This window comes from Nostoc sp. 'Peltigera membranacea cyanobiont' 210A, assembly GCF_002246015.1.
Classification (GTDB): Bacteria; Cyanobacteriota; Cyanobacteriia; order Cyanobacteriales; family Nostocaceae; genus Nostoc.
This window is the reverse complement of the sequence record NZ_NOLJ01000002.1, coordinates 722601-735005: the sequence shown is the minus strand read 5'-3', so window position 1 is coordinate 735005 and position 12405 is coordinate 722601. Positions and strand designations below refer to the sequence as shown.

The following is a 12405-nucleotide window of genomic DNA, read 5'->3' as shown; positions in this document are numbered from 1 at the left end:
CTGCTTCCCCTACTTCCCTTGCTTCCCCTGCTTCCCCTACTTTCTACACCCTCGCACAATACTCTTGGATAGTTTTTACATCCAAAGTCGTATTTTGTAAGGAACGGATGGCGGCGACAGTAGCTTTTGCACCGGCGATGGTAGTAATGATGGGAATTTTGTAAGCTAAGGCTGTGCGGCGGATTAACCTAGCATCAGTCTGGGCTTCTTCCCCGGATGGTGTGTTGATAATAAGTTGGATTTTTTGGTTTTTGATTGCATCTAGGACGTGGGGACGACCTTCATGGAGTTTTAAGACTAATTGAATATTTAGCCCCTGTTCCAGAAGAACTCGGCGTGTACCAAGGGTAGCCATCACTGTAAAGCCCAAATCGATAAATTCCTTCACCACACCACTTGCAGCAGCTTTATCGCGATCGCTCATTGATACAAATACAGTTCCACTTAGTGGTAAACGCTCCCCAGCACCCAATTCTGCTTTGGCAAAGGCACGGCCAAAGTCGCTGTCAATCCCCATCACCTCACCAGTGGATCTCATTTCTGGGCCCAATATTGTATCAGTTCCTGGGAATTTATTAAAGGGTAATACTGCTTCTTTTACAGCAATGTGAGTTGGGATGACTTCCTCAGTGAAATGTAGCTCCTCTAAGGTTTTGCCTGACATAATTAGGGATGCTAATTTCGCCAATTGTATGCCTGTTGCTTTAGATACAAAGGGGACTGTGCGGGAAGCGCGGGGGTTGGCTTCCAAAATGTAAACTTGGGGAGAATAGCTGCTTGCGCCGACAACGGCAAATTGGATATTCATCAATCCCACGACTGACAGCGCTTGTGCTAGCTGCACCGTCCAAGTGCGAATTTGATTGAGAACTGCTGGTGATAGGGAAATGGAAGGTAAGGAACAAGCGGAATCTCCTGAGTGAATTCCTGCTTGTTCGATGTGTTCCATGATGCCGCCAATGACTACCCGTCCCGTGTGATCGGCGATCGCATCGACATCGACTTCAATGGCGTTTTCCAAAAACTTATCAATCAAAATCGGATGTTCTGGTTCCACTAGTACCGCAAAGGTCATGTAGCGTTCCAACTCAGCATCGGAATAAACGATTTCCATCGCCCGTCCCCCCAACACATAGCTGGGACGCACCACCACCGGATAGCCAATACGTTTAGCAACAATCAGCGCATCTTCGTAACTCCGGGCAATACCATTAGGTGGTTGGGAAATATTCAACTGTTGGAGAATCTTTTCAAACCGTTCCCGGTTTTCTGCCATATCTATGGAATCGGGTGATGTACCCCAGATTTTAGTCAGGAGTCCAGAGGTGTCATTGTTAAGAAACTCTTGTAATGGGATAGCCAACTTTAGCGGGGTTTGTCCGCCAAACTGGATTATCACCCCAACTGGATTTTCAGTTTCGATGATGTTAAGGACATCTTCTTTTGTTAACGGCTCAAAGTAAAGGCGATCGCTGGTATCGTAATCTGTCGAAACTGTCTCTGGGTTGGAGTTGACCATAATCGTCTCATACCCCGCTTTCTTCAAAGCATAGGCGGCGTGACAACAACAATAGTCAAACTCAATTCCCTGCCCAATGCGGTTGGGGCCACCACCCAAAATCAACACTTTTGGCTTGGTTGCTGGTAAAACCTCTGTTTCTTCTTCGTAGGTAGAGTAGTAGTAGGGGGTAAACGCTTCAAACTCAGCGGCGCAGGTATCTACGGTTTTATAAACTGGGATGATTCCTAGTGACTTGCGGTAGGCGCGAACTTCATCTTCGGTGGTTTTGGTGGCATAAGCAATCTGGCGATCGCTATATCCGTCTCGCTTCACTTCATAAAGTTGCTCTTTTGTCAATTGCTGCAAAGGTGTCCGCTTCAAAAATTTCTCGACATCTAGAAGTTGCTGCAATTTATCTAGAAACCAGCGGTCAATACCTGTGAGTTCGTAGATTTCCTCAATAGTCATCCCTTGCTGCAAGGCATGACGCACAGCAAAAATGCGATCGGGGTTAGGTGTCCGTAGTTGGGCGCGAATTTGTTCGCCACTAGGTAATTTTTCGGCTTTGTCGCAACCCCAACCAGCGCGTCCGGTTTCGAGCGATCGCAGCGCCTTTTGAAAGGATTCGTTGAATGTGCGCCCAATTGCCATTGCTTCCCCCACAGATTTCATTTGGGTTGTCAGCACTGGGTCAGAACCAGGGAACTTTTCAAAGGCGAAGCGGGGAATTTTTGTCACCACATAGTCAATTGTCGGCTCAAAGGACGCGGGAGTTTTCTTGGTGATGTCATTTTTAATTTCATCCAAGGTGTAACCCACAGCCAATTTTGCGGCCATTTTGGCGATGGGGAAACCCGTGGCTTTGGAAGATAAAGCTGAACTGCGGGAAACACGGGGGTTCATCTCAATTACAACCACATCTCCATTAACCGGATTGACAGCAAACTGGATATTAGAACCACCAGTTTCCACCCCGATCTCACGGATGATTTTAATTGCCATATCCCGCAGCCTTTGATATTCTTTATCAGTGAGGGTTTGCGCGGGAGCGACGGTAATCGAGTCCCCTGTGTGAATGCCCATAGGGTCAAGGTTTTCGATGGAGCAGATAATCACCACGTTATCTGCCAAATCACGCATCACTTCGAGTTCATATTCTTTCCAGCCGAGTAAAGACTGGTCAATGAGAATTTGCGAAACGGGGCTGGCATCTATACCTACCTGTGCCATTTCTTCAAATTCTTCTTGGTTGTAGGCAATACCGCCGCCACTTCCTCCCATTGTGAAAGCTGGGCGAATAATTAGGGGATAAGTACCAATTTGGCGGGCAACAGCTTTGGCTTCTTCCAAAGTTTCGGCTGTATCGCTGGGACAAACAGCTACCCCAATCCTTGCCATTGCTTCACCAAACAGTTTTCGATCTTCGGCTTTTTCGATCGCTGGGAGTTTAGCGCCGATTAACTCAACGCCGTACTTTTCCAACACGCCATTTTTGGCTAAAGCAACGGCGAGATTGAGGGCGGTTTGTCCTCCCATTGTTGGTAGTAAAGCATCGGGGCGTTCTTTCTCAATGACTTTTTCGACCAATTCCGGCGTCAGCGGCTCAATGTAAGTGCGATCGGCCGTTTCCGGGTCGGTCATAATCGTTGCAGGGTTGGAGTTGACCAAAACCACTTCATAGCCTTCTTCTCGGAGCGCTTTGCAGGCTTGAGTGCCAGAGTAGTCAAACTCACAGGCTTGTCCGATCACAATTGGACCAGAACCTAACAGTAGAATCTTCTGGAGGTCGTCACGGCGGGGCATAGTCGTTGCCTTGGAATATGAGAATAGAAATCCTGATCATTTTAAGGGTCTTTACCCCCTCTGGTGCTTTTTATTATTAAGTTTTCTAAGTTTGATGACACGAAGGAGTGGGGAACGGGGAGCAGGGGAACAAGGGGACAAGGGGACAAGGGGGAATTATTGAACTAAGTCTCTCCCTTGTCTCCCCTCTCTTCCTTGTCTACCTTGTCTCTTTCTCCATGCCCAATGCCTAATGATTATTTTGTATTTTTAATTTTATTTAATTATGATGCTCAAATTTCTAAAGCTTTTGCGAATCTTTATTATTTAATCTGATAACTCTTGCGATAAATGATGATTTATTTTGGTATCTATCTGTCTGCTTATTTATACACAAATAGATTACTTAGATAAAAAATTATCTTAACTAGCTAATTGCTAAACATTTTCAACGTTAAATATTATATAAATATGTTTACTTAGATTAAAAATGGCAGAGAAATAGGGATACCATTCTCTGCCATTTTTTATAATATTTTAATAGTTGGTGCTGCCAACTTTTGCTTTCAGTCTAGTTAGACAAATCTAGATTATGAAAATTTTAGCTTTGAGCAGCTTGCACAAACCCTAAAGTTAAGCTGTCTTTGGCGAGGAAGTGAGATAAATGATACGCACGTTCCTCAGTTTTCAACAAAATCTTTTCGTATAGATAGCGTGTGCCCCGATCGCCTAAACTCTCTGCCTGAGCGGCTTGGCGACGAATTACGCCAATGATTGCTTGTTCGGCAGCTAGGTCATTTTCCACCATTTTGCGAGAGGAATATACGCCTTCAGATTCTTGCTCAAAACAGGTTAATTCTGCTAATTTGCTGAAGGTAGCTACTGGCACACCGCCCAGTCCATCTAAACGTTCTCCAATTTCATGAACGTGGTCTTGTACTTGGTTGTAGCTTTCGTTAAAAAACTCATGCAGAGAGTAAAATTCTGAGCCTTCAACTACAAAATGATGCTTTTGGTACTGCAAGTACAGTGCCTGGAAACTAGCTAATACAACGTTAAATCCTTCTGTAACTGGAGCGGTTACACTGTGATCCAGCAACACAGGATTGTCATATACATGACCAAAGTTCCGTAACAAAGTTTGCGTTTCAGACATTGTTCTCCTCGTTATTTAGCAATTATAGATTTTAACTGCTTATTCCTTACATATTAACATTTTCACAATAATAGCAAGCCAATTTGCCATCACAAGATTTTGTATTTTTGTTTACTAAAAGTCTTAAGTTTATCATTGGCTAAATTATGGCAAGCTCATCAAGTTGTGTATATTTCTCATTACTATTGACATGAACAGTTAAGTGTGCATACCTACCGAAGGAGTGAGGGGAGATGGAGGAGTAAATGCCTCCTTGCCCTAATACTCCTTGTCATCCCCCGATCTCTCTCATGGGACGATCGCAAGAATTTTATTTTTTTTGCAAAATTAATGAGAATTGTTTGCACTTAAGGTATGCTGGTTTGAAGAGGCTAGACTACTAATATTTTCAAAAAGCAGGGAGTTAAATGGCGGTAGTTACTGCAAGTTTGTTGCACTTTGAGGGCAATTCTCTTGAAATCGTATAGTTCGGAAATAGAAATAAACCACCTTGTAGAGGTGAATTGGGTAGACCGCTGGCAAGTCTATCAACGCTTAGAGGAGTTAGACATTCCCTGTAGTTGTGCGGCTAACCAGCCATTAAAAGTTGAAATTAGCAATCTGACTGCGGCTGTTCAACTTTGGAGTGTAGTACAGCGATTTACAGCCTCTCGTCAAGACCAGATTTGGACTCTTGAGTGTTGCTGGAAAAGTCGCTATTAACAGTTCTAATGTTTAGCTACTGCTGAGAATATCTCGCTTGACAGCTTGTCTTAACTAAAAGGAGGTTAAAAAATGGGTGCATCTCAGAATATGGAAGTATCAGAATTTTGCCTTGAGGGCAGATTTATAGATTTTGTGATTAAAGACGGCTATAAGCTGAAAGGTTTAGTGCTAGGTACTCATGAGGGTGAATGCTACGTTAAACTTGCTAAACACTTACGGGCTGCTTTTGATTTGCGGCTACCAGCAGGTACTTGGCTACAAGTTGTTGGTTATAAAGAATACGATATAAAAAAAGACAAAGTTACACTGAAAGCTGAACGTGTGATGGCGGCGCGTTCTGAAATAGCAACAATTCAAACGATCGCAGCACCACAAGAACCCCCATCTATTGATAATGTCAAGGTAAAACCAGCTAAGACTAAGGCCACGATTTTGGTGTGTCAAAAGTCTGATTGTATGAAACGCGGTGGTAAAGCAGTTTGTCAGGCGTTGGAGGCGGCTTTAAGCGATCGCGGTTTAGAAGACCAAGTTACAATCAAGGGCACTGGTTGTATGAAGAACTGTAAAGCTGGGCCGAATTTAGTAATGCCAGATAAAACCCGCCATAGCCGAATTCAAGCTGCACAGGTTCCAGCCTTGATGAATCAGCATTTTGGCGACAAAAATTTGTCAGCACAGCCTGAGAATTTAAGGAAAGTAGCGATATCTAATGGCAAACTTTGGGGAACTAGTTCATAAAATCTTGACATTTGAATGAGAAAGCTTAATAATATCTTCTCAAGTGTGTTCCGTTAATACTCGGCCGTAAAGTCCGATAGAAGTTTGCAATAAAATCAAAAAACTGGCTTTAATTAAGGCCAGTTTTTTGAATGAAGAGGATTTTTATTAAGCAATTTTTAACTGGGATGCTTCGATAATTTGGAAAAGTTCAAGGGAATGTGATTGATTGGTGAGTAGGTAGACGCACTGTATCTAACATCTCTATGCAATTGAATTGAGCGATCGCTTACGATTTGTCATGAGCAAGGCAAAGTAGTTGCGATCGCTTAATATTTGTATGTAATTAATTTTAGCCGCCAGTCTCCCGAAGGCAAGCTAGCTGGGATTTTGCACTTACCCATGCGTCCGCCAGAGATTGAAATCTCAGGCTCATAGCGCAAGTCCACTCAAGTGGACTGAAACCCTTTTCTAGTTTTGTTTAGAAGACTTTAGGTATAAGAGAGGGAATTGATTCCCAGGCGGTTGTTGGGACTTGTGAATTTTCTGGCGGGTAGGTTGGAAATTACATGACCTAAGTTAGAGAAGACTGTAACAACTGTCGCATGGATGTAGCCTGCACATGGTCAGGGAAGACAGTTAAAAAGTCATTGAGGTTTTGGATAGCTTCACGAATAGATTCTGAAGAAGTACCTTGAGATAAGGCATAGCGATATAACTGCTCTGCTGGTTGATTATATTGAGCAGCTAAATAGTAAAGGGCTAAGTTAAAGGTATTACTCCAGTCTTTAGCATCTTTTTCGCAATGCTGTTTAGCAAGCTTGATGGCAAGCATGAAATCAGCCCGTGCTTTATCTGCTAAGTTAAGGGCTTGGTAGGCTAAAGCGCGATTATACAATTTCCAATTACTGTCAGAATCTAAGTTAATAGCGCGGTTGAAATCTGCAAGAGCCTCATTATGTAGCTTTAGCATCAAGTAAGTTTGACCGCGACTTGCGATCGCCCAATTGGATTTGGGATTGAGTTCAATAGCACGGTCAAAATCTTGTAGAGCTTCCGTATAACGCTCCATTAAGCGGTAAGTTTGACCGCGACTTGCGATTGCCCAGTCAAGTTTGGGGTTAAGTTCAATCGTGCAGTTAAAATCTTGTAGAGCTTCCGCGTAACGCTTCATTAAGCGGTAAGTTAGACCACGACTTGCGATTGCCCAGTCAAGTTTGGGGTTAAGTTCAATAGCGCGGTCAAAATCCTGTAGAGCTTCCGTGTAACGCTCCATTAAGCGGTAAGTATAACCGCGATTTGCGATTGCCCAGGCAAATTTAGGATCAAGTTCAATAGCACGGTCGAAATCTCGTAGAGCTTCTGCGTAACGCTTCATTAAACAGTAAGTATAACCGCGACTTGCGATCGCCCAGTCATATTTGGGATCAAGTTCAATGGCGCGGTTTAAGTCTTGCAATGCTTCCTCGTAACGCTTCATTAAACGGTAAGTCTGACCGCGCCAACCTAGAGCAATTGGTTGCCATTTAACCTCAATTCTAGAATCCTGTAAAACTGCGGTAAACATTTCTAATGTAACTTGATAAAGGTTTTCTTCATAAGCTTTTAACCCATTTGCTAATTGCTCACCCCAACGCTGAACTTCAGCAGAATCTACATCTTTACCAGCCTGAAGCATCGTTTCTGCATGTTGTTGGGCAAATTTGCCTTGATTTTTGAGTGCTGCAAGAAATTGATTCAGAGATACAGATAAATTCCTTTGCGGTGACTGACATAACCTGTGATACAACACGTTTAAAGTATGACTTTGCCAGCTAGGATCGCGCTGTTTTTCCTCTTCTTCCAATTGAAGATCATTCCGCAGGCTGTCATAATAGTCTGCCAACTTACCATGTATGTCAGCCCAACCTTGCGGTGACGAAAGGCGCTTGTGGCGTAACATTTGGGTTTTAACGACATCATGATAAGCCCAGCCGTCGGTACGTTCGTTGACAAAGGATGTTTCTTTTAGCCAAGTAAATAGCTCATCAGCTTCTTCTTCTGCTCTCAACTTAGCTATAACATCTCGATTCAAACACCGAGGAATGGCAGCATCAAGCGCCACTTGTCGCCGATTGGGGTCATCAATCCATTTTAAAAAGCGTTCTACAGCACTGCTGCTAGGCTCAACTACTTGGTTAGGGTCATTGGGATGAGCATCTGCTAGCATTCCTACCAGCAGGGGTAAATTTCCAGAAAGGCGCAAAATCACTTCAATAATGCGATTGTCTGTAATGCCTTTCCGAATTAGATATTGTTGGGCTTCTTCTTCTGTAAAGGGTTCCAGAGGAAAACGAACTATTACCCCCTCGTAAGGTTCCCAATGATTTTTATCTAATTCCTGCCGACCAGCAATGGTTATCAATATATTGAGAGAGACTTCACCGTGGCGACCCTCTAGAATTTCGCGTAGCCAGTTATCTAGGAATTCTCCAGTGCGTTCATAAGTATCAAAAAACAGGACAACAGGAGTTTTCTCAGCAATTTTAAAAATATCTTGCAAAAATAGCGGGGTCAGCACTTCTTCAGGTTCTTGAACTAAGCGCACCTCGTCTTTATTTGTTATTTTTTTAGCAACATAAGAAGCCCATTCTCCAGCTTGGGTAGCCAAAGCATCCTCATCTACAAAGTCAAATACAGCACCGCCAACGGGAACTCGACGCGCTAGACGCACACCAGTTTTTACCATAGTTTTCCCGACAAAAGCCGAAAAGCCTTGAGGAGCTTCTGGATCAGTTTCTAATTCTTGGCGCTTTTGACGGTAAACTTTGTAGCGTTCTGTAAACTGCGTTAGTTTATGACCTTGCCGTTCTAACTCCTCAGCTAAACGACCCATGACTTCTGGTACAGTTTTTTCAGCTTCATCAATGTAAGCCGAAATGATTTTTGCTTCGTCAGCAATTTTACGAAACTGTCGCAGCAGGGTACTTTTACCAACTCCGCCTTGACCCCAAACGTTATACACAAAACGACGGCGATCATCTTCTGGAGGTAATGCTAAATTTTGACGAAATTGGTTTACTTGGTCTTCACGACCCACAAAACCTAATCGCTGGAGTTGCTTAAGTTTATCTTGTAGATTCTTGGGCTTATTTTGCGGGTTCATTACAAGATTCAATTTTGAGATACGAATGCTTACAGAATAACTACTAAATATACAAGGTGTATTTCGTAATTTACTGAACTTTGCCTGGGTAGTTTTTATGCATTGACCTTCTGAGGCTCAATGTTGACCTTCTGAGGCTCGACGTTGACCTTCTGAGGCTCGACGTTGACCTTCTGAGGCTCAACTTTGACCTTCTGAGGCTCGACGTTGACCTTCTGAGGCTCAATGTTGACCTTCTGAGGCTCAACTTTGACCTTCTGAGGCTCGACGTTGACCTTCTGAGGCTCGACGTTGACCTTCTGAGGCTCAATGTTGACCTTCTGAGGCTCAAAAATGCCCTAGCGACTAGAAGTCGCGGCTACACAGACAAAACCCGCATTTCTCTACGAGACGCTGCGCGTAGCTTGCTTCCCCGTTCGCGTAGCGTCCCGTAGGGAAGGGGTACGACATGGTTCGACTCCGCTCACCAGCCGCTCAGTGACCACCTGCGCGGGTTTCAAAAATCTTTAAATTCAAAACGCGAAAAGGGCATAACATTGTTATGCCCCTAGAAATGATATGATGTCCGCCAAATTACCCATAATAAAAGAACCCCACCCCGCCAAAGCTGTGCTTTGTCTCCCCTCCCCGCAGGCGGGGAGGGGTTGGGGGTGGGGTTCTTCGGGTTTAATAAGTAATCAAGCGGACATAATATGACGTGTATTTTACCAAGTTGACAACTGGTATAATTGCCTGTTTCAAGCTTTAGCTAACTGGGACTTCGGATTGCTTTTTCTTAGAACGGCGGTTAAACCTGCGTCCCATCTCATCAATTACTGCATCTAAACCTGCGATATCACCGCTAGCTTTGGCATAGCTATAAACTGCTAATGCTGCTGCATACGCTTCACTAGCAGCAGCTATACAGGTATCATCCACCAATTCTTGCAGTTGCGTTAGAGACAACAGCACCGGATACAAGTCCTCATATATTTCCAAGTCCCGACGCATTTCTTCTAAATCAAAGTAACGAGGCAAAAAGTTAGGGTTTTGTGTTGCCACTTGTAAGGCTTTGCTGACAAAAGCCCGACTTTTATCTCCCATCTTCAGCATTGTTCGCCGATCTTCAGGGGTCAAATCAACCAAAAACGGTAACTTTTCTCTAATTGTAGCGATCGCCTGCATAACCGCTTCTTTGTCTGCTGGGGCTAAACTGGCACTGATACGATTTTCTGCCATTTTTAATACTCCTTTAGGGTACTTAATTTCAGTATTCCCAAAGTTGTAGAGGCGATCGCGTTTGTTGAGAGGTAATTAACAGAATTTTATCTAGATTTGCAAAAAAGAGACGGGAGTTTATAAGAAGAGGCTTAGGATAAACTAATGAAAATGAATGCAGAAATAAATGCGTAAACAAATCATCGAATATACATCTCCACTAGATGCGCTGATTGCTTTGACCAAACAGTTAAATACTTATGAAATAAAGTACCAAATAAATTCAGAAGAATTTTTTGCTAAATATAGCCAAGGCGAAACTTCTGACGATGAAGTGTTTGTCGAATGGGCAGCAAACTACCAACATTATCTAGCTCTACACCAAGAACTAGAGAGCAAACTCAGAGATGTCGCGTAAAGTTCTTCAAGCCTATTTAGATGAAGTTGAGCAACTTTTACTCAACTGCCCTAACACATACGTTGAGGAATTTAATGCAGTAATTTTAACGACAGAGAGAGCCAATCTCCGCATTAGGATACGTTTCGCTCTTAAATATTTACTGGCAGTCAGTGAAGCCTTTGTTATTGTAGATAATCAAATTACATATATCTATTACCGCTATCACTTTCAAGATGAGCAAAATAGTCTGATTTTTGGTTATGACAGTACACCACACTTTCCCAACTTGCCTAGCTTCCCGCACCATAAACATCTTTTCGACAACGTAATTGCTTGCGAAAAACCACATATAGCCGATGTGCTACAAGAAGTGATGGAGTTTTTAGAGTAGAGTATGGAATTTGTATCGCAAAACAGAACCATCAAATGTAACCGTTAAAATTTTGCTCATTGTTCTATTTTCTCTAACCGCTAATCACCGCGATCGCATCAATTTCTACCAACACGTCTTTAGGTAAGCGCGATACCTGCACACAAGCCCGCGCTGGGGCTGTATCTTCCGGGAAATATTTAGCATAAACGGCATTCACCGCCGCGAAATCATTCATATCAGCTAAAAATACAGTGGTCTTCACGACATCTTGAAAAGTCGCTCCGGCTGCTGTGAGGATGGCTTCAAGATTAGCTAATACCTGCTCAGTTTGCTTTTTGACATCATCAGTGTAGACGACATCACCAAGGCGGGGATCGATGGCAATTTGTCCAGCGATGAATACAAATTGACCTGAAGCTGCGATCGCTTGATTATAAGGGCCCACTGGTGCGGGTGCGTTATCAGTATTAATTACTTTACGGGTCATAGATATTACTTTCTCTAACGATGTTTCCTGTTTACCGATTTCCGCTTCAGAAGCGATCGGCTTGTAGACTTCTCCATCTGGCATTATCGCACCAGTTAGGTCAGCATCTTTAAAGCTCATACCGTAAGTTATTGCACCAGTTAAATCTGCTCTTTTCAAGTTTGCTCCATCCAGATTTGCCTTAGTTAAATTTGCCCGTCGCAAGTTGGCTCTTTCTAAATTTGCTCCTTGGAGAAATGCTTTTGTAAGGTTTGTACCTTGAAAAGATGCTGCTGTAAAATCTACACCAGCCAAATTCATACCTGACAGATCAACTTGGTTTAAATTTGCTCTATAAAGTTTAGCTCCTTGAAGGTTGGCACTTTTCAATATTGCCTCAGTTAAGTTTGCTAGAGTTAAGTCAGATTCAATTAAGTACGCTTCACCCAAACTTGCTTTATTTAGATTAGCTTTACTGAGATTAGCTTTAGCTAAGGAAGCCGCAGTCAGGTTTGCACTACTAAGGTTTGCTCCACTTAAATTTGCTGTATCTAAGTTTGCATTGATTAATTGTGCATTACTTAGGTCTATAGCTGTTAGGTTTGCCTGTTCTAAGTTTGCATGATTCAAATTTGCGCTATTCAGAGTTGACCGACTTAAGTCAGCGCCATTAAAGTCTGTCCAAGCAAAAATTGCTGAAGAAGCACTTACCAAATTTAACTTTGCATCTGCTAGAGATGCGTTAGTGAGATTGGTACTATTAAGCTTTGCTTTGGTTAGATTTGCCCCACTTAAATCAACTCCAGTCAAATTTGCACTAGTTAGGTCTATCTCACTGAGGTCTGCACCTTTGAGATTTTCTTCACTCAAATTTACTGAATGAAATTTCCGTTCGCCTGCCGCGTATTTCTCTAAAAGTTCTTCAGCATCCATAATGCACCATTAAATACCACTGACACAGTA

General features: G+C 43.0%; 9 protein-coding genes. 4 read left to right on the top strand and 5 right to left on the bottom strand.

The features are described 5' to 3' along the window. Positions 1-43: 43 nt before the first annotated feature. Both carB and CDG76_RS08060 read right to left on the bottom strand, forming a co-directional pair. Positions 44-3304, bottom strand: coding sequence for a carbamoyl-phosphate synthase large subunit (gene carB / locus CDG76_RS08065; RefSeq protein WP_094348516.1), 3261 nt, complete (start codon positions 3302-3304; stop codon positions 44-46). Between the two features lie 580 nt (positions 3305-3884). Beyond that, positions 3885-4439 (bottom strand): Dps family protein, encoded by a 555-nt coding sequence (locus CDG76_RS08060; RefSeq protein WP_094348515.1) that lies wholly within the window; start codon positions 4437-4439, stop codon positions 3885-3887. A gap of 453 nt (positions 4440-4892) precedes the next feature. Between CDG76_RS08060 and CDG76_RS08055 the strand changes: the two genes are divergently transcribed. Then, complete coding sequence (locus CDG76_RS08055) at positions 4893-5141, top strand: Asr1405/Asl0597 family protein (RefSeq protein WP_094348514.1); 249 nt, start codon at positions 4893-4895, stop codon at positions 5139-5141. A 72-nt stretch (positions 5142-5213) separates the two neighbouring features. Next, a complete protein-coding gene (locus tag CDG76_RS08050) occupies positions 5214-5882 on the top strand; it encodes a (2Fe-2S) ferredoxin domain-containing protein (RefSeq protein ID WP_094348513.1) in 669 nt (222 codons plus the stop codon). A 553-nt stretch (positions 5883-6435) separates the two neighbouring features. On the opposite strand, the gene CDG76_RS38210 is transcribed toward CDG76_RS08050, so the two are convergent. Continuing rightward, positions 6436-9006 carry a tetratricopeptide repeat protein gene (locus CDG76_RS38210; protein ID WP_223265175.1) on the bottom strand — a complete coding sequence of 857 codons (2571 nt, stop codon included), beginning with the start codon at positions 9004-9006 and terminating at the stop codon, positions 6436-6438. Between the two features lie 744 nt (positions 9007-9750). Next, a complete protein-coding gene (locus CDG76_RS08040) occupies positions 9751-10224 on the bottom strand; it encodes a hypothetical protein (RefSeq protein WP_094348512.1) in 474 nt (157 codons plus the stop codon). 166 nt (positions 10225-10390) lie between these two features. Between CDG76_RS08040 and tumA the strand changes: the two genes are divergently transcribed. Both tumA and tumE read left to right on the top strand, forming a co-directional pair. Continuing rightward, entirely contained in the window at positions 10391-10621 is a 231-nt protein-coding gene (tumA, locus tag CDG76_RS08035; protein ID WP_094348511.1) for an antitoxin TumA, read from the top strand. Further along, entirely contained in the window at positions 10611-10994 is a 384-nt protein-coding gene (gene tumE, locus CDG76_RS08030) for a toxin TumE (RefSeq protein ID WP_094348510.1), read from the top strand. Before tumA ends, tumE begins: the two co-directional genes overlap by 11 nt. 73 nt (positions 10995-11067) lie before the next feature. Here the strand turns inward: tumE and CDG76_RS39365 are convergent, their stop codons facing one another. Continuing rightward, on the bottom strand, positions 11068-12375 hold the full coding sequence (locus CDG76_RS39365; protein ID WP_094348509.1) for a Rid family detoxifying hydrolase: 1308 nt from the start codon (positions 12373-12375) through the stop codon (positions 11068-11070). Positions 12376-12405: the final 30 nt, after the last annotated feature.